This window comes from Rhodococcus sp. NCIMB 12038 (assembly GCF_002165735.1).
Classification (GTDB): Bacteria; Actinomycetota; Actinomycetes; order Mycobacteriales; family Mycobacteriaceae; genus Rhodococcus_F.
In genome coordinates, this window is sequence record NZ_NHML01000014.1 from 183630 (window position 1) to 209631 (window position 26002).

At 68.6% G+C, this 26002-nt stretch carries 21 protein-coding genes and 1 pseudogene; 5 read left to right on the top strand and 17 right to left on the bottom strand.

The features are described 5' to 3' along the window. On the bottom strand, positions 1 to 1194 hold the full coding sequence (locus CA951_RS22505) for an acetate kinase (protein WP_087558918.1): 1194 nt from the start codon (positions 1192 to 1194) through the stop codon (positions 1 to 3). Beyond that, positions 1191 to 3311, bottom strand: a complete 2121-nt coding sequence (pta, locus tag CA951_RS22510; protein WP_087558919.1) for a phosphate acetyltransferase — start codon at positions 3309 to 3311, stop codon at positions 1191 to 1193. The genes CA951_RS22505 and pta overlap by 4 nt, the downstream gene beginning before the upstream one ends. Before the next feature lie 63 nt (positions 3312 to 3374). Between pta and CA951_RS22515 the strand changes: the two genes are divergently transcribed. Then, positions 3375 to 3884, top strand: coding sequence for a nitroreductase/quinone reductase family protein (locus CA951_RS22515; RefSeq protein WP_087558920.1), 510 nt, complete (start codon positions 3375 to 3377; stop codon positions 3882 to 3884). A 32-nt stretch (positions 3885 to 3916) separates the two neighbouring features. On the opposite strand, the gene CA951_RS22520 is transcribed toward CA951_RS22515, so the two are convergent. The 9 genes from CA951_RS22520 to mdo form a co-directional block, all read right to left on the bottom strand. Next, complete coding sequence (locus CA951_RS22520) at positions 3917 to 5230, bottom strand: HNH endonuclease signature motif containing protein (protein ID WP_087558921.1); 1314 nt, start codon at positions 5228 to 5230, stop codon at positions 3917 to 3919. 252 nt (positions 5231 to 5482) lie between these two features. Further along, positions 5483 to 7147 (bottom strand): ABC transporter permease, encoded by a 1665-nt coding sequence (locus CA951_RS22525; RefSeq protein ID WP_087558922.1) that lies wholly within the window; start codon positions 7145 to 7147, stop codon positions 5483 to 5485. Continuing rightward, positions 7144 to 8079 (bottom strand): ABC transporter ATP-binding protein, encoded by a 936-nt coding sequence (locus tag CA951_RS22530; protein WP_087558923.1) that lies wholly within the window; start codon positions 8077 to 8079, stop codon positions 7144 to 7146. Before CA951_RS22530 ends, CA951_RS22525 begins: the two co-directional genes overlap by 4 nt. A 71-nt stretch (positions 8080 to 8150) precedes the next feature. After that, positions 8151 to 8837, bottom strand: a complete 687-nt coding sequence (locus CA951_RS22535; RefSeq protein WP_087558924.1) for a response regulator transcription factor — start codon at positions 8835 to 8837, stop codon at positions 8151 to 8153. After that, entirely contained in the window at positions 8834 to 10174 is a 1341-nt protein-coding gene (locus CA951_RS22540) for a GAF domain-containing sensor histidine kinase (protein ID WP_087558925.1), read from the bottom strand. Before CA951_RS22540 ends, CA951_RS22535 begins: the two co-directional genes overlap by 4 nt. Before the next feature lie 4 nt (positions 10175 to 10178). After that, the gene (locus CA951_RS22545) at positions 10179 to 11366 is read right to left on the bottom strand and encodes an iron-containing alcohol dehydrogenase (protein WP_306300856.1); all 1188 of its coding nucleotides are present in this window, start codon (positions 11364 to 11366) and stop codon (positions 10179 to 10181) included. Positions 11367 to 11497: 131 nt separating this feature from the next. Further along, positions 11498 to 13036 (bottom strand): VWA domain-containing protein, encoded by a 1539-nt coding sequence (locus tag CA951_RS22550; RefSeq protein WP_087558927.1) that lies wholly within the window; start codon positions 13034 to 13036, stop codon positions 11498 to 11500. 2 nt (positions 13037 to 13038) lie between these two features. Next, positions 13039 to 14145: a MoxR family ATPase gene (locus CA951_RS22555; RefSeq protein ID WP_087558928.1), complete on the bottom strand. Its 1107-nt coding sequence runs from the start codon at positions 14143 to 14145 to the stop codon at positions 13039 to 13041. A gap of 104 nt (positions 14146 to 14249) precedes the next feature. Beyond that, positions 14250 to 15521, bottom strand: coding sequence for an NDMA-dependent methanol dehydrogenase (mdo, locus tag CA951_RS22560; protein WP_072948386.1), 1272 nt, complete (start codon positions 15519 to 15521; stop codon positions 14250 to 14252). A 321-nt stretch (positions 15522 to 15842) separates the two neighbouring features. Between mdo and CA951_RS22565 the strand changes: the two genes are divergently transcribed. Further along, positions 15843 to 16898 carry a ferredoxin--NADP reductase gene (locus CA951_RS22565; protein ID WP_087558929.1) on the top strand — a complete coding sequence of 352 codons (1056 nt, stop codon included), beginning with the start codon at positions 15843 to 15845 and terminating at the stop codon, positions 16896 to 16898. A gap of 5 nt (positions 16899 to 16903) precedes the next feature. Here CA951_RS22565 and CA951_RS22570 read toward each other — a convergent pair whose 3' ends face one another. Then, the gene (locus CA951_RS22570; RefSeq protein WP_087558930.1) at positions 16904 to 17500 is read right to left on the bottom strand and encodes a CHAP domain-containing protein; all 597 of its coding nucleotides are present in this window, start codon (positions 17498 to 17500) and stop codon (positions 16904 to 16906) included. Positions 17501 to 17525: 25 nt separating this feature from the next. Further along, the gene (locus CA951_RS22575; protein WP_373414167.1) at positions 17526 to 18254 is read right to left on the bottom strand and encodes a DNA alkylation repair protein; all 729 of its coding nucleotides are present in this window, start codon (positions 18252 to 18254) and stop codon (positions 17526 to 17528) included. Between the two features lie 161 nt (positions 18255 to 18415). Between CA951_RS22575 and CA951_RS22580 the strand changes: the two genes are divergently transcribed. Both CA951_RS22580 and CA951_RS22585 read left to right on the top strand, forming a co-directional pair. Then, on the top strand, positions 18416 to 18781 hold the full coding sequence (locus CA951_RS22580; RefSeq protein ID WP_179220280.1) for an SPW repeat protein: 366 nt from the start codon (positions 18416 to 18418) through the stop codon (positions 18779 to 18781). An 86-nt stretch (positions 18782 to 18867) separates the two neighbouring features. Continuing rightward, a complete protein-coding gene (locus tag CA951_RS22585) occupies positions 18868 to 19521 on the top strand; it encodes a TetR/AcrR family transcriptional regulator (protein ID WP_087558933.1) in 654 nt (217 codons plus the stop codon). Here CA951_RS22585 and CA951_RS22590 read toward each other — a convergent pair. The 4 genes from CA951_RS22590 to CA951_RS22605 all read right to left on the bottom strand — a co-directional run bounded on the left by CA951_RS22590 (position 19509) and on the right by CA951_RS22605 (position 24876). Then, the gene (locus CA951_RS22590; protein ID WP_087558934.1) at positions 19509 to 20282 is read right to left on the bottom strand and encodes a glutamate racemase; all 774 of its coding nucleotides are present in this window, start codon (positions 20280 to 20282) and stop codon (positions 19509 to 19511) included. The genes CA951_RS22585 and CA951_RS22590 overlap by 13 nt on opposite strands. Before the next feature lie 32 nt (positions 20283 to 20314). Then, positions 20315 to 21496: an NAD(P)/FAD-dependent oxidoreductase gene (locus tag CA951_RS22595; RefSeq protein WP_256974036.1), complete on the bottom strand. Its 1182-nt coding sequence runs from the start codon at positions 21494 to 21496 to the stop codon at positions 20315 to 20317. A 70-nt stretch (positions 21497 to 21566) separates the two neighbouring features. Next, positions 21567 to 24098, bottom strand: a complete 2532-nt coding sequence (locus CA951_RS22600) for an ABC transporter permease (RefSeq protein ID WP_087558936.1) — start codon at positions 24096 to 24098, stop codon at positions 21567 to 21569. A 4-nt stretch (positions 24099 to 24102) separates the two neighbouring features. Next, on the bottom strand, positions 24103 to 24876 hold the full coding sequence (locus CA951_RS22605) for an ABC transporter ATP-binding protein (RefSeq protein ID WP_087558937.1): 774 nt from the start codon (positions 24874 to 24876) through the stop codon (positions 24103 to 24105). 143 nt (positions 24877 to 25019) lie between these two features. Here CA951_RS22605 and CA951_RS22610 point away from each other — a divergent pair. After that, positions 25020 to 25938 (top strand): annotated as a pseudogene (locus tag CA951_RS22610) (hypothetical protein). The last annotated feature ends 64 nt before the right edge of the window (positions 25939 to 26002 follow it).

Below are 26002 nucleotides of genomic sequence, written 5' to 3' on the forward strand. Positions count from 1 at the left end.
TCAGGCCCCGATCAGCTCCACCGCCGCACGGGCGATCGCCAACTCCTCGTTGGTCGGCACGACCAGCACCTGGACGTCGGACTCGTCCGCCGAGATGCGGCGGGCGTCACGGGAACCTTCGCGGTTGCGGTCGTCGTCGACGACGATGCCGAGGCGGCCCAGCCCCGCCAGGCTGTCGCGGCGGACGTCGACGTTGTTCTCGCCGACTCCCCCGGTGAACGTGATGACGTCCACGCCACCCAGTTCCACCAGGTAGGCGCCGATGTATTTGCGGAGCCGGTGCACGTAAACGTCGTAGGCCAGCGCCGCGTCCTCGTCGCCCTCGCCGACGAGTGCCAGCAGTGCCCGGAAGTCGTTGACCCCCGACAGTCCCTTGAGTCCGGAATGCCGGTTCAGCAGGTCGTCGATCTGATCGACACCCATGCCGCTGCGGTGCAGGTACAGGATCACCCCGGGATCGACGTCGCCGGACCGCGTGCCCATGACGAGTCCCTCGAGCGGAGTCAGGCCCATGCTCGTGTCGACGGCCAGTCCCCCGCGGATCGCGGACGCCGACGCGCCGTTACCGAGGTGCAGCACGATCTGATTCAGCTCCGACAGGTCCCGGCCGAGGAACTCGGCCGCCCGCCCCGACACGTACTGATGCGAGGAGCCGTGGAAGCCGTACCGCCGGATGGCGTGCTCCTGCGCGACGTTCCGGTCGATCGCATACGTCGACGCCTCCGCAGGCAGGGTGTGGAAGAACGCGGTGTCGAACACCGCGACGTGCGGGATGTCCGGCAACTCCTCCCGCGCCACCTCGATCCCGATCACGTTCGCCGGATTGTGCAGCGGCGCAAGGGTTGACAGGTCCGAGATGGCCTGCACCACCGAGTCTTCGATTATCGTCGGTTCGTAGAACACGTCGCCGCCGTGGACGATGCGGTGTCCGACCGCGACGATCCCCGCCTCCCGCAGCGGGCGACCCACCTCGGCGACGATGTCCGACAACATCTTCAGCCCCGCGCGGTGGTCGGCGATGTGGACGTGACGCTCCGCCAGCCCGGTGCGGTGGTGGTACACGATGCGCCCCTCTGGTTCCCCGATCCGCTCGATGAGCCCGGACGCCGACGACTTCCCGGTGTCCGGGTGGATCAGCTGGAACTTGATCGACGACGAACCTGAATTGAGTACCAGTACGGAACCCTCGGTCACTGCTCTGCTCCCTGCGCCTGGATCGCCGTGATGGCCACGGTGTTCACGATGTCCTCGACCAGCGCGCCTCGAGACAGGTCGTTGACGGGTTTGGCGAGCCCCTGCAACACCGGCCCGACGGCGATCGCACCGGCGCTCCGTTGCACCGCCTTGTACGTGTTGTTGCCGGTGTTGAGGTCGGGGAAGATGAAGACCGTCGCCTTGCCCGCAACCTCCGAACCGGGCATCTTCTTGTCCGCCACGCTCTGCTCGATGGCGGCGTCATACTGAATGGGGCCTTCCACCAACAGGTCCGGCCGGCGTTCCCGCACCAGTTTGGTCGCGGAGCGCACCTTGTCGACATCCGCGCCGCTGCCGGAGTCGCCCGTCGAATACGACAGCATCGCGATGCGCGGATCGATGCCGAACTGGGACGACGTCTGCGCCGAGGAGATCGCGATGTCGGCCAGCTGTTCGGCCGTGGGGTCGGGCACCACCGCGCAGTCTCCGTACGCGAGAACCCGATCGGACAGGCACATCAGGAACACACTCGACACGGTCGACACACCCGGTTGCGTCTTGATGATCTCGAACGACGGCCGGATGGTGTGCGCCGTGGTGTGCGCGGCACCGGAAACCATGCCGTCCGCGATTCCCAAGTGCACCATCATGGTTCCGAAGTACGAGATGTCGGTCATCACCTCGCGGGCGCGATCCACACTCATGCCCTTGTGGGCGCGGAGCCGCGCGTACTCCTCCGCGAACGGACCGGCGTGTTCGGACGTCCGCGGGTCGAGGACCTGCGCGTCCGCCAGGTCGACACCGAGTTCCGCCGCGCGGCGACGTACCTGCACCTCGTCGCCGAGAATGGTCAGCTGCGCCACCTGCCGTTGCAGCAGCCTCCCGGCCGCCCGGAGGATGCGGTCGTCACCTCCCTCCGGGAGCACGACGTGCTTGCGGTTCCGGCGGGCACGATCGATCAGCTGATACTCGAACATCTGCGGGGTGACCACCGACGGGATGGGCAGCTTCAACCGGTCCAGCAGCGTCGGCGCGTCCACCCGGAGTTCCATGACACTCAGGGCGGTGTCGATTTTGCGCTGCGAGCCGACCGCCACCCGGCCACGGGTCTGAGCCGCCGCACTGGCCGTGTCGAACGTGCCCAGGTCGGTGGTGAGGATCGGCAACCGCGGCTTCAGGCCGGCCATCAGCTTCGCGATCGCCGGGTGCGGCACCAGCCCACCGTTCATGATGATGCCCGCCAGCGACGGGAACCCCTCGGCCTCATGCGCATTCACCATCGCCAGCAGCACGTCGGACCGGTCGGCCGGGGCGATCACCACCGTGCCCTCCGTCAGCCGTTCGAGAATGTGCTCAGCCGTCATTCCGCCCACCAGCACCCGCAGCGCCTCCCGGTGCAGCAACTCGGGGTCGCCACTGAACAGGCTGCCGTCGATCGACTCGAGAAGTTCGGCCATCGTCGGTGCGACCAGCAGCGGGATCTCGGGCAGACTCCACGCGGGCACACCGGTGGATGCCAACGCGTCGGTGACGGCGTCGAGTTCGTCGGGGTTGCACCGGTTGGCGACCACGGCCAGCAGGTGCGCGTGGTGGGCGGTCAGTTCACCGATGGCGAGTTGCGCGAGCTGCGCGACCTCCTCGGGGGTGCGCCGGACTCCCTTCACGGCGAGCAGCACCGGTGCGCCCAGGTTCACGGCGATCCTGGCGTTGTAGCCGAGCTCGCTCGGGCTGGCCACGTCGGTGTAGTCGCTGCCGATCACCACGACGGCATCGCACTGCGCCGCCACCTGGTGGTACCGGGCGACGATCTCGCTGAGCGCACCCTCCGGGTCGGCGTGGACATGCTCGTACGTGACTCCCAGCGACTCCTCGTACCCGAGGTCCGCCGTCGTGTGCTCGAGGAGCAATTCGAGGATGTAGTCGGTCTCCTCCGTCGACCGGGCGATGGGACGGAAGACACCCACCCTCGCCGCCGACGCGCACAGCATCTGCAGGACACCCAGCGCGATGGTGGACTTTCCGGTGTCCCCCTCCGGTGAGGCGATGAAGATACTCGACGGCTGAGGACGTGCGGGTGGATTCACGGGCGAGGGTGTCGCGGGCGCAGCCATGGCCATAGCGTATCCGGACACCTCCTCCCGGGTGATTGACACCGCTCCCGCCCGGCGGTCAGATGGCGTATGGCCGAATCACCCTTCCCCGATGTCCGATGGGGCAGCGAGACCAGCTTCCTCCGCGAACCCGCCGCCAAGTTTGCCGCCACCCGACCCGGATCGTGGGTGATCCGGAACCTCGCCGGAGTGGATCGCCTGCTCCTGCAGAAGAGCCGGGGACGCTTCACGATCCTCGGCCTCATCGCCGCACCGGTGGTCCTGCTGACCACCACGGGTCGGAAGTCGGGCGCGCCGCGGACGAGCCCACTCCTGTACTACCGCGAAGGACAGCAGATCTTCGTCGTGGGCAGCAACTTCGGGCAGGATCACCACCCGGCGTGGTCGGCGAACCTCCTCGCCCAGCCGAACGCGAACGTCACGATCGGCGGGAAGGACATCCCCGTCACCGCAACTCTGCTCGCAGAACCGGAGCGGACCCGGATCTATCGCGAATTCGACGAGATGGTGCGCGTCTACGGCGTCTACGAGCACCGAACGAACCGCACGATGCGGGTGTTCGCCCTCACCGCTTCGTGAGACGTTTCGCGAGGCGGAGACCCGGTTCGAGTTCATGACGCTCGCAGGTGTGCGATGAGGATCGCCTCGATTTCCGACCTCCGTGCCGCGGACGGCAGGCGTGGGGCCGCGGACCGGTAGTGATGCCCGGTCGGGGTACCGAGGTCGAAGAGATGCGTACGGCCGTGCCGCCTGACGGGGCGGGCGGTCCACCCGTCGCCTTCCTTCGCGTANTTGCAGGCCGCGCACAAACCCGCCCCGTTGTGGGCCGTGGTGGCGCCCTTGTTGCGGCGGGAGAGGATGTGGTCGTGATGGCGGATCGGCGCATCACACCACGGCGTCCGGCACGTCCGATCCCGCAGATCGATCAACGTCCGCAAGCTCTTCGGGAACGCCCGCGACTGCGACTCCATCGCCGTCAACGCCCCCGACAACGGACACGAGTACACGTTTCGCAAGGTCACCGCGGTATCACCATCGAGGGCATTCGCCACCAACTGCCGCGCGATCCCCGCCGGCACCGGCCCGAACCCCGCCACATCCGCCGCCTCGCTCTCNCCTGCCAACAACGCCTCGTCGGAGATCACCAGATTCACCGCCACCGGCACNCCNNCNGCCACCGAGGCTCCGGTGCCGCGGTCGAACAACATGTCCGCCATCACCTGGTTCCGGGTGCGGCCACCGCTGCCCCCGGTCGCGATCAGACTGTCCGCATCACGACCCAACGTCGCTTGCAGGCACACTGCCTGCTCCATCGGCAGCAGCACACTCAGGTACGCCATCGAATCCGGTGCCGGCCGCGTCGTCACCCGCCGCTCCGACACCGCCTTGCGGTACCGGGCCACCACCGCGGCAGCNTCGAGTTCCACCGCCAACGCCTTCGCCTTCGCGACCANCCCGCGGTCNCCGACCCCGTCGAGAACGTCCGGATCCGAACACAACCGNNGATCNACNACCNNNCGATCCNNNGCCGACANACANGCNGNNTCCCGCACCANNAGNGTNGCGCGCCATTCGTTCAACCGNCCCGACCGCAACAACGCCAACGTGTGCGGCATCTCGTGCACCACNGCCTGCGCGAACCCCAGATGCCTACCACCGCGATTCGGGGATTCCCTGCGCGCCAACGCGATCTGCGAGGCAATACCGCGGTCCCACTCCGCCCGCGGCAACCCCCGGGCCCTGCGATCCTCCCGCATGCAGGCGGCCACATCGTCGGTGACGACCGCCTGCACCGCGCACCCCACCGACTTCAACGACTCCACCGCGTCGAGCCACTCGATCCCCAACCCCGCATCGCCACACGCCTCCACGCACCGCAACCGCGTCGTGAACGCCCGCAACTCCTCCAGATCCGGTGCCTTCATTTCCCCCACGACCAACCCTCCCCCGAGGTATTCGAAACTTTGTTCGACTCTAGCAGTCCGACACACGCTGAGCAATGGGCGCGCGTCGGCGTCGTGCTGTCAGCGGTGCCCGAGTCCAATGGCGAGTGGGATGCCGGTGTCGAACCAATAGCATTGGAGCGCTGTGATCTTGGCTCGGAAGGGTAGGCAAACGAAGCATCCCGACGTACACCTTGCCGTGGCGCCGGATCGCAGATCCCCACCACCCGGTCGCTAGGAATTCGTGAGATCCCGCCGCCGGAACAGCGCCACTCCGGCAGCGCCGGCGGCGACGGCGATCGCCGCGAGCCCGATCAGCGGGGCGGCCGTGACTTCCGCGGCGGGAAGTGCGGGGACGTGCGTGAACGGTGACAGGTCCCGGACCGTCTGCGGCAGTCCGAGTATCGATCCGAGGAATCCGAAGATCAGGCAGAGCGCGAGCACACCCCAGGACAGCCCGGCCGACCAGACCGGGAAGCCGCCGAACGCCAGCACCGCCAATGCCGCGACTACCGCGATCGCCGGCACGAAGACGAGGGCAGCCCCCGTGAGGCTCACGACCTTTCCCGGCACGTCTCCGGACACGAGGCCGTACGCGAGGCCGGTCGCCGCCCCGGTGAGCGCCTGCAGGACGACGATGCCCACCGTGACCAGGCCGACGTGTGCCAGCATCCATCGCGGACGCGAGACCGACGTCGCGAGAACGGGTTCGAGTCGCCCCGCCGCCTCCTCACCGCGCATCCGGAGCAGTGCCTGCACGGCGTAGCCCGCCACCGCGATCGCCATGATCCCGAAGATGGCGGCGAAGTAAGCGTCGACCATGTCGGTCGTGCCGCCACCGAGTTGTTCCATCATGTCGGCGACCTGCTGACCCTCGCCGAGGAAGTCGTCGATCTGGTCTGCGATCGCGCCGTACACCACGGCGAGGACGGCGATCCCGAATGCCCACCAGAACAGGATCATCCGTTGTATCCGCCACGCCGATCCGACCGCCGTCGGCAGTGAGCGGGATGCGCGGGCGGGGCCCGGTCGGGTCGGCACGAGTCCCGAGCCGACGTCGCGGTGCTCGGTGAGGACGAAGCCGACGGCACCGGTCGCGAGCGCGAACACGAGGGGCAGCGCCAGCACCCACCAGGCATTGTCGTCGTAGGGGCGGACCTGCTCGGCCCAGCCGATCGGCGACAGCCACGTCGGCCAGCCACTGACGACCCGGGTACCGTCTTCCGTCACCGTCCCCGTCATGTCGCCGACGGCGCGCAACAGGAATGCGACGCCCAGGGCGGCCCCGGCCAGTCCGTTGGCGGTGCGGGCGCTGTCCGTCACCTGCGCGGTCACCGCGGCGATCGCGGCGAATGCGATGCCGGCACCCGCGACCGCCGCACCGAGCGCCACCGACCCGTCCAGTGGCAAACCCGCTGCCACCAGCAGTGTGACGTTGAGCAACGCCAGGACCAGGTTGGCACCGACCGCGACCACAAGCGCGGCGGTGAGCAGCGCTTTCCGGCCGACCACGGCTGCCTCGACGAGTTCGGCGCGGCCGGTCTCCTCGTTCTGGCGGGTGTGCCGCACCACGAGGAGGGTGGTCATCAGGCACGCCGCCAGCGACATCGGCATCACGATCTGACAGGCGAGCACGGCACCGGCGCTGTATCCCGACACGAGGCCATTGGTGGCCAGCGCGACCGGCGACGCCGCGGTGGCCATCGCGAAGCTGCGCAGGTCGGGCTCCGTGGGATACAGGCCGAGCACACTCGACGCCGAGAACGCCTGCAGCGCAGCGAGAGCGACCAGCCACACCGGCAGCTGGACGCGGTCGCGGCGCAGGGCCAGGCGCACGAGCCGCGGGGTGCCCGCGTAGCGGCCGCGGCCGGTGGTCTTCGGCGCAGTCACCGTGCTCATCGTGCCTGCGTCCCGGACTCGGCCCGCCGGTGATTCTCGCCCTCGCGGGCCAGTTCGTCCCCGTAGTGGCGTAGGAACAGCTCCTCCAATGTCGGGGGCGTCGACGTGAGCGATGCGATCCCGAACGGCAGCAGGTGGCGCAGCACGCCCTCGATTGCACTGGTGTCCACCTCGCATCGGGTGTGCAGGCCGTCGACCCGCACGTCGTACACGCCCTCGACGGTCTCGAGTCCGGTCACCGGCTGCTGTGTCTCGGCGGTGATCGACGTGCGCGTGAGGTGCCGCAGTTCCGCGAGTGTGCCGGTCTCCACGGTGCGGCCCTCGCGGATGATGCTCACCCGATCGCACAGCGCCTCGACCTCGGCGAGGATGTGACTCGACAGCAGGACCGTCTTCCCTGCGTCGGACATCTCCTCGACGCAGTCCTGGAAGACGGACTCCATCAACGGATCCAGCCCGGACGTGGGTTCGTCGAGGACGTACAGTTCGACGTCCGACGCGAACGCGGCTACCAGCGCGACCTTCTGCCGGTTGCCCTTCGAGTACGTGCGCGCCTTCTTCGTCGGATCGAGTTCGAATCGCTCGAGCAGTTCCGCGCGCCGGGGCTCGTCCAGCCCGCCGCGCAACCCGGCGAGGAGGTCGATCGCCTCGCCGCCGGTGAGGTTGGGCCACAAGTTCACGTCTCCGGGTACGTAGGCGAGCCGCCGGTGCAGCGACACCGAGTCGTGCCACGGGTCGCCGCCCAGGAGGGTGGCAGTGCCCGAGTCCGCGCGCAGCAGGCCGAGCAGGACCCGGATGGTCGTCGACTTGCCGGACCCGTTGGGCCCGAGGAATCCGTGCACCTGCCCCGTTCCCACCTCGAGGTCGAGGCCGTCGAGTGCGCGGGTCGGCCCGAACGTCTTGACGAGATTCTCCACCGAGATCGCAGCCATGGTGGGGACGCTACGCCGGTTCGCGCGTGGTCACGACGGGTTTCCGCGGTCGCGGGCGCGGCGGTGCCGGATCAGATCAGGCCGAGCTTGCCCGCCTCGTAGACGGCCTCGGCGCGCCGTCCGACGTCGAGTTTGCGCATGATGTTGCTGACGTGGAATTTCACCGTCGTGGCCGAGATGAACAGCCGCTCACCGATTTTCGCGTTCGACAACCCCTTGGCGAGGAGTTGCAGGACCTCGAGTTCGCGTTCGGTGAGCCCTTCGCGTGGTGTCGTCTGACCGTTGAGCGAGCGGATCACCGCGGAGGCGCTGCGGGAGTCGAAGGCGCTCTCGCCGCGGGACACGGCACGGATGGCGCGCACCAGTTCGGTGGTGTCGACGTCCTTGACCACGTATCCGCGGGCGCCGGCGTGAATGGCGCGGACGACGAGTTGTTCGTCGAGGAACGTCGTGAGCACGAGCAACCCCATCTTGCCGTCCGCGGCGGACAGCTGCGCGCACAGTGCCAGCCCCTCGTAATCGGAGCCTGCCGACAGTTTCAGGTCCATCAGCACGACGTCCGGCGCGACGTCACGGACGACGGCCAGCGCCTCCTGACTGGACGAGGCCTCCCCGACTACCTCGAGATCCGGTTCCCGCTCGAGGACGGAGCGCAGACCCTGGCGGAGTATCGCGTGGTCGTCGACGAGCACGAGTTTCACCACCGACGTGGGGCGGGCGGACGCGGTCTGGTCACGCACCGAGGTTCGTATGGTCATCGGTCCACCTCACTGTCGGAATGTAACGGAATGCGGGCAGCCACCCGGACTCCGCCGATCCTGGCCCGCGCCACGTCGAGTGTGCCGCCCAACTCCACTGCCCGGGCCTGCATGTTCGCCAACCCGCGGTGGTGCCCGTCGAGGTCGTTGTTCGCCGCCATCCGCAGCATCAGGCGCATCCGCTTGGGGTCGCCGTCGCCGTCGTCGGCCACGGAGAGCAGCACCGAATCGGCCGAGTACGTGAGCCGCAGGACGGCGCGGGTCGCGTTGGCGTGGACGGCCGCGTTGAACAGCGCCTCGCCGGCGATCCTCAGCAGCGCGTGTTCCCGTTCGCTGGACAGCTCGGCGGGGGTTCCGCCGACGCGGACGGTGACCGCGAGTTCGTCGGGCATGTGCACCACCCCGAGTTGTTCGAGCATCTCCGGCAGCGACGTGCGGTCGGAACCGCCGGAGTGGTTGAGCGCGTAGATGGCCGAACGTAACTGCTCCACCGCGCGGCGCGTCAATTCCTTTGCGAGATCGAGCCTCTCACTGCGTTCGTCGTCGGGGACTCCGCTGCGGCACACTTCGATCTGCATGCCCGCCGACAGCACGGCCTGGGTGACGCTGTCGTGGAGTTCGCGGGCGATCCGGTGCCGTTCCTCGTCGAGCACCTGGTGCCGGTGGGCCGCGCCGAGTTGACGCTGGGTGGATTCGAGTTCGGCGTTGCGCACCGCGAGGTCGGAGGCGGTTCGGCGGGCCTCCGAGTACGCGTGCTCGGCCCGTTCGAGCAGCAGTTGGCCGCGCTGGTACAGCGCCGAATTCTGCAGTGCCACGGCGGTCTGGCTCGCCAGGATGCTGAGGACCGCGCCGTCGGTGGTGTCGAGTGTGCGGTGCTCGGCGGTCCAGGCGGCGAACGCACCCACGACACCGCCCTCGAGAACGATCGGCACGAAGGCGTGGTGTGCGTCGATGACGGGGGCGCCGCCGGTGCGGGCGGACCGGATGTCGGCCAGGCACGTCACCACCTCGTCCGGCAGTGGTGGGCCCTCGACGTTGTCAACGAGGAACGGCGTCGCGTCCGGCCCCAGCACCAGCCGGCGCGGGCCTGCATCGGGCAGCATGCCGTCGGCGAGGGCGAACGCGATCCACCGCGCGTCCAGGTGGGCCCGTGCCGCCTCGGCGACGGCGCAGATGAGCGTCTCGGGACCTTCGACGGTGCGGACGAGGGCCCGTGAGATGAGTTCGAGTGCGTGGACGACGCGTTCGAGACGTTCCGCGGCGCCCCGGTACTGGGGGTAGAACGTCGGTTTGCCGGACCGCAGGCCGGTGAGCGTCGACAGGTCGGGGGCGTTCATCTGCTCACAGCGCCGTCCGGAACAGTGCCACCATCTGTTCCTGCGTCGCCGTGCGCGGGTTGGTGGACATGCACGCGTCGCGGAGCGCGAACTCGGCCAGACGCGACAGGTCGGTCTCGCGAACCCCCAACTGTCCCAGACCCTTCGGAACCCCGACCTCCCGGGCGAGGCGTTCCACCCGGTCGGCCACGGCGAGGGCGGCCTCCTCGGGTGTTCCGCGGCGTTCCTCGAGACCGAGGGCAGCGGCGATGGCGACGAACGGTGTGGCGTCGTCGGTGGCGTTGAACCGGATCACGTGCGGGAGAAGGATGCCGTTGATGACTCCGTGCGGAAGGTCGAGCAGTCCCCCGACCTGATGGCTCATCGCGTGCGCGGCACCGAGGATGGCGTTGGTGAACGCGAGGCCGGCTTCCAGGCTCGCCTGCGCCATGACGGCCCGCGACTCCATCTCCATCGGCTCCTCGATGGTACGGACGAGGGTGTCGGTGACCAGCCCGACCGCGCGGAGCGCGTGGTGGTCGGTGAGCGGGTTGTGGGCCAGCGACACGAATGCCTCGATGCCGTGGGTGAGGGCGTCGAGTCCGGTCGCGGCGTTGAGCCACTCCGGCATGGTGGTGAGCAGCCGGGGGTCGATCACGGTCACGTCCGGCACGAGCGCGCGGCCGATGATGGTGATCTTGGTTCCCCGCCTCGTGTCGGTGACGATGCAGAACTGCGACACGTCGGCGCCGGTGCCCGACGTGGACGGCACCATCACCAGCGGCGGGATCGGACTGGTCGCCTGGTCCACTCCCTCGAAGTCGAGGATGTTGCCCCCGTTCGCGGCGAGCACCGCGACGCCCTTCGTCGCGTCGATGACCGAGCCGCCGCCCAGCGCGACGAGAACGTCGCATTCGCCCTCGCGGTAGGCGTCGTGGCCGGCCGCGATCTCGTGGTCCTTGGGGTTGGGTGTCAATGCACTCCACACGACCGGGGTGAGGCCCTGTTCACGGAGCTGATCCTCGAGTTCCGACGCCCAGCCCGCCTCGATCAGACCCGGATCGGTGACGAGCATCGGCCGTGCCCCACCGAGGCGGAGTACCGCGTGCGCGGCCTCGACCATCGACCCGATACCGAACACGATCTCGGGTGCGTGGAATTTCACCAGCCTGCCGGGGGCGGTGGTGCGGGTGGACGGATAGGACACGGACAAGTCGACACTCCTCCCGGCACCTGCGTGCATGTGATCCAGATTACAAGACCTTGGCCTCGACCCTACGGCCCGGGAGAGGGCTTCACACCCACCGAAGGACAGGCGCGGTACCTACCCGATCGGGTAGGTACTCACCGCAGCGCGTGCCCCAGCTCGGCGGCGCGGGACATCAGCTGGGCGGGATCGCGTGCGACGACGACACGGTCGCAGACCTCCGCGTACTCCGGCATCGCGCACGACGCCTGGTTCCAGTACCGCTCGGGTTCCGGCGTGATCCAGGCCAGCCGGTGCACCTTGCGTCGCAGTTCGGCGAACTCGTCGACACCCGGCGGCAGGCCGTTGCATCGCCCGTCGCCGACGACGATCACCGAGGTGCGGGAGTTGACGTCGGTGCCGAACTCGGTCAGCACGTCGGAGAAGACCCGGCCGTAGTCGCTGCTCGCCTCCAGATCGATGCGCGGGTCGGCGAGCACCGTGGCCAGCGCGTCGTCGTCGGTGCCGGCGAGGAGGGTGTCCGTGACGTCGACGGGCCGGTCGACGAACGCCAGCACCTGACAGCGGCTCGCCCGGCGGTGCATGGCCTGCGCCAGCCGGAGCGTGAATGCAGTGACGGGACGCACCGACAGCGACACGTCCGCGAGGATCAGCACCCGCACCCGGTCCGGGCGCGGCGCCTTCACCATGAGGTGGAACGGGACACCCTCGGTTCGCAGGCTCGCGCGCACGGTGCGGCGCATGTCGAGGCGGCCCCGGGCCAGTTCGCGCGGGCGGGGACGCGACGGCCCGCGCATCCGCCGAAGCACCTCGTAGCACGCCTGATTCACCTCGGCACGCGACGTGGCCGCCACCGCTGCGCTCGCAGACTCGGCCGGCGCCGGCGCCTGTCCCGTAGACAGGTCCCGGGCGTCCGCCAGCGCACCGACGAAGGCCTCCACCGCCTCCGCCAGCCGGTTCAGCTGGGCCGCGGTGAGGGGTTCGGCCCCGCCGGAATCGGCGTAGACCTTGCTCGGGTCGTAGGCGTCGAGCCACGCGAGAATCGACTCCGGGTCGTCCCAGGACAGCGATCCGACGACGGCACCGCTCGTCGACGACGCCAGGTCACCGACGGCGGTACTCGCCGCCCGCTCGACCTCGACGGTGTACGTGACACCGCGGCGTCCGGACTCGGCCTCCGAATCGACGGACAGGTCTGCCTCGCTCGACGTCATGCTGACGTCGTCGTCGTCCTTGTGGGGGTTGAACCCCTTCTCCGCCTCGGGGGTGTCGAAGTGGTCGCCGACTTCGGCGGCGCGTTCGTTGTACTCCGCGTACCGCGCGGTTTCCGCGTTGTCCGCCACCTCCAGCGCGGACGGCAGGCCCTCCGCGAACTCGGCCCGGGACGGAGACCGAGAGTCGGGAGCAGCGTCGGCGACCGCCCCGAAGAACACGTCGAAGGCGCGGTCGAAACCCTGCTGCTCGTACGTGTACTTCGCGCACACCGCGCGCAGCGACGCCCGCAGCGTGGCCGGGTCCCGGCCCCCGACCAGCCCGAAGACCCGGCGAACCTCGATGACCTCGGCGGGAGACGCGGCGACGCCGTAGCGGCGCAACACCTTGCCGAACGACGCCGCGAGCACGTCGAGGAGTTGCGCGGGAAGGGACGGCGAGGGATCGGAGGCCGGGTGGAGCATCGTCAGCGCCCGCCCTGGCGGCCCGCGCCGATGCCGCCGCGGCCGCGGCCACCGTGTCCGCGGAACACGGCGGTGGTCGTGTTGGCCGGCCGTGATGCGACCGTCACCCGCTCCGGGGGCCCGGCCGGAGCGGTGTCTGCGCCGTCCGCCGGGAGCGGCTGTTCGCCGGACAGGCGAGTGCGGGCCAATTCGACGTCGCTGGTGTACTTGAGCAGGGCGGTGAGCAGGATGTCCCGGACCGCAGCCTGCGCACTCACGGCCACCCCCGTCGACTTCAGGACCACCGCCGCGCGGGCCGCGTCGATGACTTCCGCGATCGACGGACTCTTGCGGAGCGGCAACTCCCGCAGCGTACGCGCCAGATCCACCACGTCCGCCGCGACGGCGTCCTCGACCTCGGGCGCCCTGGCCGTCACGATGTCCCGCTCACGCTGCGGCGTCGGATAGCCGAGATGGTAGTGCAGGCAGCGACGCTTCAGTGCGGGTGACAGTTCGCGAGTGTCGTTGGACGTCAGGATCACCCACGGCGCCGAACGAGCGGCGAACGTCCCCACTTCGGGAATGGTGATCTGCCCCTCGGCAAGTACTTCGAGGAGCAACGCCTCCATCGACTCCTCGGTGCGGTCCACCTCGTCGACGAGCAGCACCACCGGTTCCGGCGACAGGATCGCCTCGAGCAGGGGACGCACCGACAGGAAGTGCTCCGAATACAGCCCGAAATCCTGGGCCGCCAGGAATTTCGACGCGTCGGCGATGTCGCCGAACGCGGCCAGCTTCTCCCCGATGCGGTCGCGCAGCATCTGCACGTGCAGAAGCTGTTTCGCGTAGTCCCACTCGTACAGCGCCCGGTTGTCGTCGAGACCTTCGTAGCATTGCAGCCGGACGAGCTTGCGCCCCGACGCCTCGGCCAGCGACTTCGCCAGCTCCGTCTTGCCGACGCCGGCTGGCCCCTCCAGCAGCAGCGGGCGTTCGAGCGCGGTCGCCAGGTGGACGACCACCGCGAACTCGTCGTCGGCGATGTAGTCGACCTCGCGCAACGCTTCCTTCAGTTCCGCGCCGTCGGCGAAGCGGACGTCCTCCGGTTCCGGGGCCGTGTGCGGTGCAGTCATGATCGGGGCATCCGTCCTTCGTCAGCAGGGTGGTGGTGGGAACGCATCCGGGGCGGGGCCGGGCTGGGGTGAGGCGCCCGCCCCGGACGCGAGTTTCAGGTCGGTCAGTACGCGCTGTTGATCGCGTGATCGACCACGGGGATCATCGACTCGACCGTCACCTCGCGCGGGTTGCCCGGTGTGCACCAGTCGCCCTGGATGTGCTCGGAGATCGCGCGCACGGTCTTCTCGTCACCGCGGATGGTGTCGCCGCGACCCTCGTACTTCTTCGTGTTCATCTGGTTCTTCTCGTACGAGTCGGTGCGCACCTGACCGAAGTTGTCGGGAATGCCGACGTCCTTCGCCAGACGGATGGCGGCCTCGACCGCCGCGTCCGCGGCCTGCACCGTGGTGAGGTTGCGGGTGTCGACCCCGAGTGCGCCTGCCAGCTGGGCGTAGCGCTCGTACCGCGACGGCAGGTTGTACTCCCAGACGCGGGGCAGGGCGATGGCGTTGTTCAGTCCGTGGTGGCTGTCGAAGAACGCGCTGACCGCGTGCGAGATCGAGTGCACGATGCCGAGGCCGCCGGAGTTGAAGGCCTGGCCGGCGATGTACTGCGCGTTCATCATTCCCTCGCGGGCCTTGAGGTTGCGCGGCTCGAACACGGCCTCCCGCAGGTTCTTCGCGACGAGTTCGACCGAGTACAGAGCGTTTCCGAGCGAGGGCGCGAAGTCGAGACGCGACACGTACGGTTCGCTGCCGTGCGCCAGGACGTCGAATCCGCAGTACGCCGTGAAGTGCTGGGGGCAGGTGTAGTAGAGCAGCGGGTCGTCGATCGCGAGGGTCACGATGGTCGCCTCGTCGAAGCCCACCCACTTGTGCGGGTTGTTCATGTCCGACGTGTCGGTGATGACGTACGCCCACGAGGTCTCCGAACCCGTACCGGCCGTGGTGGATACGGCGATGTGGGGCGGGTTCTCCTTGTTGGTGGACTTCGCGAATCCCTCGAACTCGTTGATGTTGCGGCCGTCGTGCGCGACGACGACCCGGGCGCCCTTGGCGGCGTCGTGACTCGAGCCGCCACCGACGGAGATGATCGAGTCGCACTTCTCCTTCTGGTAGAGCGCGGCCGCCTCCATGACGTTGTAGTCCTTGGGGTTCGACTCGACCTTGTCGTAGAGCACGACCTCGACGCCCTGGTACTCGATCTTGCCGACCAGTTCCTCGATGATGCCCGAGCCGCGCAGACCGGTGGTCATGAGCAGGGTCCTCTTGAATCCGAGGTTCTTCGCCTCGACGCCGATGATGTCGTGGGCGCCCACTCCCATCAGGGCCCGCGGGAACGGGTGGAATTCCTTGATGGGGAAGTCCCAGATCTGGTTGAGCTCGATGGCCATGGCCGTCTCCTCGATTAGTCGATGTCGGATCTGAAGCGTTGGGGAAGGGGACGCAGTGGATGTGATCGGCGTCTCACCTGGAAACCACTGTGACCTAGTTCGGGCCCCGGTTACAGACCTGCGAGACCGAACCGTCCGACCGCGGCGGACAAACTGCCCGATCGGGCAGGTGCGGCCGGGCGGAGCCGGACAGGTGGGTACTCGATAGGCTGTCCACTCCGCACGGAGTGGACAGCTAGGCAAAAACTAGAACCTGTTCTATTCTTGGGACAGGTAAGCGAGCGTTCCGGCGCTGCGAAGTACGGAAGGACTGCACACACGATGACGACTGTCGAGGTGCCGCACAGCTCACGATCGGTGGTGCTCACCGTGTCGGGTGTGGTCGAGGAAACCCCCGATTCCCGGTCACTGGTCTTCGACGTCCCGGCAGACCTCGCCGACAGGTTCGCCTACAAGCCGGGTCAGTTCCTCACCCTGCGCGTCCCCAGCGACCGCACGGGATCGGTCGCCCGCTGCTACTCGCTGGCCAGCTCGCCGTTCACCGACGGCGCCCCCAAGGTGACCGTCAAACGGACGGCCGACGGCTATGGGTCCAACTGGCTCTGCGACAACGTCGCCGTCGGCGACACCCTCGAGGTCCTCCCCCCGTCCGGAGTGTTCACCCCCAAGTCGCTCGACCACGACTTCCTGCTGTTCGCGGCGGGCAGCGGCATCACTCCGGTGATCTCGATCCTCAAGTCCGCCCTCACCGAGGGGTCCGGCAAGGTCGTCCTCTTCTACGCCAACCGCGACGAGAAGTCGGTCATCTTCGCGGAGGAACTGCGCACACTCGCCGGCCGGTACCCGTCACGACTCGTGTCCATCCACTGGCTCGAGACGGTCCAGGGACTGCCCGGCGTCGACCAGCTCGCCTCCGCCGTCGCCCCCTACCTCGGGCACGAGGCATTCATGTGCGGGCCTGCGCCGTTCATGGACACCATCCACAAGGCCCTCGCCGACGCCGGGATGCCCCGCACCCAGGTGCACGCCGAGGTGTTCAACTCGCTGGCCGGCGACCCCTTCCGGGACGCCGACGTCGTGGAGGTCACCGAGGACGAGGCCGCCGACGCCGCCACCGTGGAGGTCGAACTCGACGGCGAGATCCACAACCTGAGCTGGCCCCGCAAGCAGACCCTCGTCGACATCATGCTGGCCGAGGGAATCGACGTGCCCTACTCCTGCCAGGAGGGCGAGTGCGGGTCATGCGCGTGCACCGTGCTCGAAGGCAAGGTCGAGATGGAGAACAGCGAGATCCTCGACCCCGAGGACATCGAGAGCGGCTACATCCTGGGCTGCCAGGCCCGGCCGGTCACCGACCACCTCAAGATCGAATTCTGAGCCCCTCAACCCAGTCGGCCGAAACCGACGACGGCGGAGTCGCTCGCCCAGTCCACCGTGTGCACGCGTATCCGGCCGAACTCGTTGCCGCCGACCGTCGTAGCGGTGTCACCGTCGACGGCGACGACGATGTTGGTGTGCTGGCCGACCCAGCTGCTGTTGTCGTAGAGCACCACGTCCCCGACGGCCGGGCGGTACCCGCCGCCGACCTCCTGGAACCGCGACTGCGACTCGTAGTACTCCTGCAACGTGTAGACACCGGGGATCCGCCAGTACCCGGAATTCGGATTCGACAGCGGCAGGCCCGCTTCCCGCATGATCCAGCTGACGAAGTCCGCGCACCAGGGCTCTTCGACCCCTTCGGAGTAGAACGTCCCCGGTCGCTGCGTGCCGTGTTCGGCCTCGAGCAGCCCGACGATCCGCGCCTGCTGCGGTGACAGTGCGGTCGTGTCGACGGCCGGGAATTCGGCGGTGTCCCAAGGCAGGTAGCGGTCCGGAGCCAGCCACAGCACCCCTCCCGCCACGACGGCGATCACCGCGACCACCGCGCTGAGGATCAGCCCCACACGTCGGCGACGGCGGGTGGGCGCGGAAGCAGTCATGCCACCGAATGTAGCGGGAATCCGGTCAGCGCATCGCGCGGTAGCCCGCGCGCTCCTCGGCCGTGAGGTGCTCACACGCGTACGTCAGGGCCGTGCGGCCCATCGCCGCGGCGTTCCGGTCGAGGAAACCGGTCAGCAGGGCGCGGTCGACCCGCTTGCCGACCTCCCGCAGCATCCATCCCGTCGCCTTCTGGGTGAGATCGCGGCGATCCCCGAGGACGGACTCCGCGACCTCGAGCGTCGTGGACGCGTCACCCCGCCGGATGAAGCCGAACGTGGTGAGCAGCGCGACGCGGCGCCGCCAGAGGTCGTCGTCCGCGGCCAACTCGTACACCAGATCCCGCGGGCGGGTGAACAACCACCCGCCCAGGATCCGCTCGGCGGACGCGTCCACCAGATCCCAGTTGTCGACCCGGCCCCGCATCACCAGGTCGAGATAGAAGGACGCGATCTTCTCACCCAGGGCGTCGTCGCCCGCCTTCGCCGACCTGTCGAACTGTGCGACGAGCACCAGCAGCCCCGCCAGGCGATGCTCGTGCACCGGGCTGTCGAGCAGCACCGTCACCTCCGGCAGGTCCAGATCGGCGTGCGCCCGGACCACGCTGCGCGTCCGGGGAACCCGCACGCCGATGAAGACGTCGCCCTCCCCGTACTCCCCCGGACCGGTCTTGAAGAACCGTGCCAGAGCGACGGCGTCGGCCTCGTCCGACACGTCGTCGAGAGCGCGCTTCACGTCGTCTGCGGTGGAAGTCACGAAGGCACTGTCCCACACGTCACCGACAGTGCGAGCGAAGATCACAAAACATGCTCCGACCTGCGGTTCGCGTTATCCGAATGCAACGGTCATAGTATTGATCGGGCGGTCAATCAGGCGTGTACTCGAGGTGGACACAATCCATTTCGAGGAGGCCGGACATGAGATCGTGGAGTCGTATGCAAGATGTGGTGGCGATCGTGATCGGAGTCTTCGCGGCGCTCTCGCCGTTGTGGCTCGACACCAACAACGCCGCGATGTGGTCACTCATCGTCCTCGGTGTACTCGTGGCCCTCTCCGGTCTCGTCCATATGGCCCGCCCGGAGATGACTGTGGCCGAGTACGCGATGGCCGTCTTCGGAGTGCTGTTGTTCATCGCCCCGTGGGTGATGAACTTCGATGCCTTCACCGGCGCGTCGTGGACCGCATGGGTCGTCGGTGTCCTGGCAGTCGTCTTGGCTGTCACAGGGTTGCCGATGATGAGTTCCCGGATGCACGGACACGGAGGGCTGGCAACACATCACTGATCTGTGAACCACAGCACCGAGAACATCGATTCGGGCGGGGCGCAGGCTTACGGCCTGCGCCCCGCCGTTCACGTCGGGAAAGGCCCATGCCAGTACCCCATCTCGGAAAGCCCGGTGGCCCCCAACCGCGGAAAGGCAGGCGGCGGCGCAGCGCGAAGATCGACGGCGATGCCCGGGAGTTGATTCTCGACGCCGCCGAATCCCTCATCGCCGTACACGGATTCGATGCCACATCCACCGCATCGATCGCCTCTACCGCACACGTCCCGAAAGGACTGGTGTTCTACTACTTCCCCTCCAAGACCGACATCCTCCTGGCCCTGCTGTCCGAGCGACTCCCGACCGAACCCTTCGGCGACGTGGGACCCCTGGTGACTCCGGGCGACCCCGCCGCCAGCCTCGTCAACCTCGACGCCGCACTGAATCTCCGCGATCACCACTCGTCGGTGATGCGGGTGATCATCTGGCGCGAGGCCGAGACCCACCCGGACGTCCGCGCCCACCTGAGACGGTTCCGCGACTACCTCAGCGACATCACCGAGCGACTGCTGCAGGCCAGTTCGCCGTACCCCGTGCAACCCGGGACGCTGCGGGCCTGCGCGACGGCGTGGGTGGCCGCGATGTTCTCCGTCGCGGGCAACGACCGCCTCCACGACCTCGACGACCTGCCGCGACAGCACGGCGAGGAACTCGGCAACGTCGCACGGGTGGTGGCGGCCGGGATGGTTCAGCTCGGTTGAGATCTTCCCGCGGCCAGCAGCTGACCGGCGGGGAACGCCTCCGCGCTCGCGGGCAGCCGTCCGGGCCTGCCGCTGAGGAACACCTCGACGGTGCCCTCCCCCGTGCTCGGCCGGTTCAGCGCATCGATGCGGCGCAGCGTCTGCGCCGCCACCGCCTCGGCGCTGTCGAACAACCGCACCCCGGCAGGCAGCTGCGCCGCGATCTCGTCGGCCATCAACGGATAGTGGGTGCAGCCCAGCACCACCCCGCCGACGTCGCCGGGCGTCCGCTCCACGGCGGACGCGATGGCAGCGATCGCTGCGTCCCGCTCACCCCGGTCGATGGCCTCCGCGAGACCGTGGCACGCCACCCCCACCACCGCACTGCCGTTCCCGAACTTCTCGATCAGATCGGCCTGATACCGGCTCGCCGTCGTCGCCGCGGTCGCCCAGACGGCCACCGACGCGAACGCGGCGGCGGCCGGCTTGATCGCCGGAACCGTCCCGACGACCGGAACCTGCGGTCCGACGAACTCCCGGACGTGGTCGAGTGCGGTGACGCTCGCCGTGTTGCACGGCAGCACGATCACCTCGGCGCCGCGGTCGAGGCTGCGCTGCGCGGTCGCGAGAACACGGTCGATCACCCACTGCTCCGGCTTGGGACCCCACGGGGCTCCGTCCGGATCCAGAGCGAGGATCAGATCCAGTTCGGGTCGCAACTTGCGCAGCCACGCCGCCGTCGGCAGCATGCCGAGACCCGAGTCGATGAGCGCAACAATCACCCGGAGAATCTATCGCGCCCCCGCCCCGGCTCCTACGCCGACGCGGCCTCGAGGACCTCACCGATCGGAGTTCCCGCCGCGATCTTCGCGCGCATCTTCATGACACCGCCCGCCATCCCGCCGCCGACGACACCCGCCAGGATGCCGTCCCGCTCGTAGTAGGCGAGGAACTTGCGGCCGTCGTCCTTGATCACGTGCACCTCGTCGGTGGCCGCCACCGTGCCCAGGGCCTGGATCTTGATGTCGTACTGATCGCTCCAGAAATAGGGCACCTGAGCTGCGGCGTTCTCGTCACCGGTGCCGGTCAGCGCCCCGGCGAGGATCTTCGCCTGCTCCCCGGCGTTGCTCCAGTGCTCGACGCGCTTGCGGCCGCCCACCTGCAGCTGCCACGCGGCCACGTCGCCGACCGCCCACACGTGCGGGACCGCCGTGCGTCCGACGCCGTCGCACACCACCCCGTTGTCCAGTTCGACACCCGAGCCGTCCAGCCACGCGGTGACCGGGACCGAGCCGACCCCGATCGCCACGACGTCGACGTCCACCTCGCTTCCGTCACCGAGGACGGCCCCGGTGACGCGGTCGGTGCCCACCAGTGAGGTGAGCCCGACACCGGCGCGCAGGTCGACTCCTTCGTTTGTGTGCAGCCGGGCGACGAGCCCCCCGATCTTCTCGCCGAGCACGGACGCGAGCGGCGTCGGCTGCGGCTCGACCAGCACCACGTCGAGGCCGCCGGCCCGCATGCTCGCCGCCAGCTCGCCGCCGATGAATCCCGCCCCGACGATCAGCGCCCGCCTGCCCTCCACGAGGTCCGCGCGCAACGCCAGGCTCTCGTCGATGGAACGCAGAACGTGGACGCCCGCGAGGTCCGGCAGTCCCGGGATCCGCCGCGGCACGAGACCGGTGGCGATCACGAGTTCGTCGTAGCCGAGTTCGCTGCCGTCGGCGAGTCTCAGGATGCGGGATTCGGTGTCCACCGAGGCGGCCTCGACCCCCAGCCGCAGGTCGATGTTCTTCTCGTCGAAGAACTCCCGCGGCTTGAGCGTGGTGTCGCTCTTCTCCCCGCGCATCACTTCCTTCGACAGCGGCGGGCGGTCGTAGGGAAGGTGCGGTTCACCTCCGAGAAGAATCAGGTCATCCTCGTATCCGGCCCGCCGGAGTTCCTCCGCGGTGCGCAGGCCCGACAGACCCGCCCCGACGATCACAATTTTCTGCACGCCAACACATTAGGCGCTTCGCGCCCCGTGAGTACTTGGTAACCGCGGGCGGTTACCAAGTACTCACGGGTCAGAGGTCGGCGATGGCCTCCAGCGGGCGGGTGCGGGCGGCGCGGCTCGCCGGCCACAGCGCCGCGAACACACCGACCACACCGGATCCGAGGAGCATCGCGACGACCTGCCCCCACGGCACCGTCACCTGGCCGAGCCCCTGGTCCTTCAGGGTGCTCACGAAGCCCCAGCCGAACGCGATGCCGAGCAGCACGCCGACGGCCGCACCGAACACCGCGATGAGCATGGACTCCAGGTAGATCGTGCGGCGCATCTGGGACCTCTGCATTCCGACCGCGCGGAGCATGCCGATCTCCCGCCTGCGCTCGACCACCGACAACGCGAGCGTGTTGATGATGCCGAGGATCGCGATCACGACGGCGAGTGCGAGCAGTCCGTAGAGGATCGCGAGGAGCGTGTCGATCTGCTGGCCCTGCGTTCCCTTGAACTGGTCGCGGTCCTGCACCTGCACCACGACGAACTGTTTGGTCGCGGATTCGAGGTCGGCGCGCAGCTGCGTCAGGTCCGCACCCGGCTTCGCGTCGATGAGCACCGCCAGATCGGGGATGGTCGCGGCCGGCATGACCTGCCGGTACACCTCGTCCGACACGAGCCAGTCGCCGACCAGCTGGTTGTCTTCGAAGACGCCGGTGACCTCGGCGTCGACGACCTTTCCGTCGGCGCTCGTCATCGGGACGGTCGTCCCCAGCGTCCAGCCCTTCTGCGCGGCCGTGGTCTGGGACACGACGAGGTGGTTGCCGGTCAGGTCGGCGCCGCCCTCGACGAGCTTGTAGTCGAGAACGCCGTCGAGGGGTCCGTCCAGCGACGCCCCCTGCTCCCGCTCGTCGTCGACCGTCACGGACACCGGGTGCAGGGCGGCGGCGCTCTGGACGTCGTCGAGGTTCCGTACCGCCCTCGCCGCGCCGCTGGGCACGCCGATCTGGTTGGGGCCGGTGAGCACGTAGTCGGCGGACACCCCCGAGTCGACGAGCTGGTTGACGCTGGCCTTCGCGGACGCGCCGAACACCCCGATCACGGACACGAGCATCAGTCCGAGTGTCAGCGCGAACGCGGTGGCGGCGGTGCGGCGGGGGTTGCGCACGGCGTTGGTGCGGGCCAGGCGCCCGACCGGGCCGAACGGCTTGGCCAGTACCGCTCCGAGCGCCCCGACGATCGGCCGGGACAACGCTGGGGCGGCGAACAGCACGGCCAGGATCAGACCGAGCGCGCCCGCACCGACGACGGCGGCAGCACCGCCACCCGTGCCCCGCGAACCGATCACGAGCCCCACCGCACCGAGGACACCGAGCACGGCACCGGCGATGGTGCGCACGTGCAGTGAGTCACCGGTGGACGCGAACTCCTCGCGCATCGCCGCGACGGGCGGCACCTTGGAGGCGCGCCGGGCCGGGGCGTACGCGCTGACCGTCGTCACGAGGACGCCGACCACGAGGGCGATGAGGATCGTGCGCGGACCCACCTGCAGCGGCCCCTCGGGCAGTCCGACGTCGAACGCGTTCAGCAGGGCCCGCAGTCCGTAGGCGAGACCGACGCCGGCGGCGATCCCGATCGCGCTGCCGATGACACCGACCACGAGGGCCTCGAAGACGACGGACCGCCCCACCTGCTTGCGGCTCGCGCCGATCGCCCGGAGCAGCGCGAGTTCACGCAGGCGCTGCGCGACGATCATCGAGAACGTGTTGTAGATGATGAACGTGCCGACGAGCAGCGCGATCGCCCCGAACGCGAGGAGGAAGTAGTTGATGAAGCTCAGCGCCTCCGTCACCTGCGCCTTGGTCTCCTCGCGCACCTCGTCGCCGGTCTGGACCTTCGCATCGGGGAGCGCCGCGGCGATCTCGTCGCGCAGGTCGCCCTGCGACACACCCGTCCCGGCGACGTCGATGTACTCGACGTGCTTGCCGTCGGTGAACAGTTCCCGGGCCTGCGAGTCGACGAACGTCGCGCCGATGAAGCCACCGGTCTCGTTGCCGGTGTCGTAGATGCCGGAGACGGTGACGTCGATCATGCCCCGGGCGGGCACGAGGACCTTGGCGGTGTCGCCGACCGCGAGTTGTGCGCGTTCGGCGGCGCTGGCGTTGACGGCGATCTGGCCGGCCTGCGCGGGCGGGGTTCCCTGCACGTACTCGTCGGGTTCACCGAGCGCCTGACCCGGCGGCAGGTACGACTCCCCGATGCTCGGCGCACCGCCCGTCTGGACGGCGGCGCCGTCGGAGTCGATGAGGACGATCTGCCCGCTGACGGCCGGGGCCACCGCGCGCACCCCGCCCAGAGCGGAGATGGTGTCGAGATCTGCGAGGGGCACCCCGCTCGAGTTGCGCTCCTCGGGCGACACCCGCACATCGACGCCCTGCGCGGTGTTCTCGAAGATCGAATCGAACGTCTTCTGGAGAGTGTCGGTGAAAACGAAGGAACCGGCAACGAACGCGGTGCCGAGCACCACGGACAGCACCGTCAGTGCCAGCCGGACCTTGTGTGCCGCCAGGTTGCGCAGCGACACCTTGCGCATCGGCGCACCGGATGTGGACGCCATGCGGTCAGACCGCCGCGTCGGACGTGAGGGCGTGGGCGGGCTCGTCGAGTCGCTTCATCGTGTCGAGGACCGAATCGGCCGTCGGCTCACGCAATTCGTCGACGATCTTGCCGTCGGCGAGGAACACCACCCGGTCGGCGTAGGCGGCCGCGCGGGGGTCGTGGGTGACGATGACGACGGTCTGGTGGAATTCGTCCACCGCCGCGCGCAGGATCGACAGCACCTCGCCGGAGGACTTCGAGTCGAGGTTGCCGGTGGGCTCGTCACCGAAGATGATCTCCGGCTGCCCGGCGAGGGCGCGGGCACACGCGACGCGCTGCTGCTGACCTCCGGACAACTCGCCGGGGCGGTGCTCGAGACGGTCTTTCAGGCCGAGCTTGGTCAGCACGCTCTCGAGCCACGCGGCGTCCGGCTTGCGGCCCGCGATGTCCAGCGGAAGGGTGATGTTCTCCAGCGCCGTCAGCGTCGGCACCAGGTTGAATGCCTGGAACACGAAGCCGATGCGGTCTCGTCGCAGCTGGGTCATCTGCTTGTCCGTCAGCGTCGTCAACTCGGTGTCGCCGATGAGGACGGAACCAGAACTGGCCGCGTCGAGCCCGGCCAGGCAGTGCATCAGCGTCGACTTGCCGGAACCGGACGGTCCCATGATCGCGGTGAACTCACCACGGGCGAACTCCGCGGATACCGCGCTGAGCGCGTGGACCTGGGTGTCGCCGGTGCCGTACGTCTTGGACAGCTCGACAGCACGGGCAGCGACAGCGGGGGCATGCGTGCTCATGATCGCCTTTCGTCATTCTCTTGTAGCGGTCCGGCCCCGTGGTGACGGGCCGGGACGGTGCACGCGCGGCGCACTCCTCCATCTTGTCGACACCCGCGGCGGCCCGCCATCAGGGACCACCCTGATCTCGAGTCCGAGAGGACGTGATCCCGGACACGGCGACCCGCCCGGAAACGCCCACGACGGAAGTGCCGAACTGGGAGAATTCCGGTATCGCCGGTGCGAAGGAGAGCCCTCATGGCCATCGAACCCCCCAAACCCCGGGCAGGATCGCGTTTCGTCGACGCGTTCCTCCAATCACCGTTCGCCGGCCTGGCGCCGTGGATCGTGATGTCGCTGCTGTCCGGCCCCGGGCGGTTCGAGGAATCGGTCGCCACCGCTCTCGGGTTGTCGATCCTGTTCCTGTTCCTCAGCCACCGCCGCGGCGGAAGCCTCAAACCCATGGAAGTGTTCGACATCGTCTATTTCGGCTGCCTCGCCGCGATCGGCCTGTTCGCCTCCGACAGCCTGATCACGTGGCTGGAGAAGTGGTCGGGCGAGATGTCGAGTCTGGCGCTCGTCGCGTTCGCGTTCGGCTCGCTGTTGCTGCGCAATCCGTTCACCCTGCCGTACGCGAAAGAGACTACGCCCGAGGAATATTGGACCTCCCCTCTGTTCCTGAAAGTCAACCAGCTCATCACCCTGGTGTGGGCGCTGTCCTTCACGGTGTCGGCGGCATCCGGACTGTACGGCGACCTCGTCCTCGATCAGCCGGACAATTTCTGGACGGGCTGGATCATTCCGATCGGGGCATTGCTGTTCGCGCTGTCGTTCACCGAGTGGTACCCGGACGTGGCGAGCGCGCAGGCGCCGCGGGAACCCGGGGAGCCGGAAGAGGTGGCTCCGCCGCTCGTCAAACTGTTCGACTTCCTGCCGCCGTACGTGATCGGCGTGGGGATCGCGATGCTCGTCACCGACAACGATCCCGACTGGCTGGGCATCACCCTGATCGTGGTCGGCGCCCTCGGCAGTGCGGCATTGCGGCGGGCGGGCACGCAGAGCCGAAGCAGTTCGACCGCATGAGGCAAAACGTCACTGATCGGAGCACCGGCCACTAGCCTGATGTGACTGACGTCACAGACGAGAG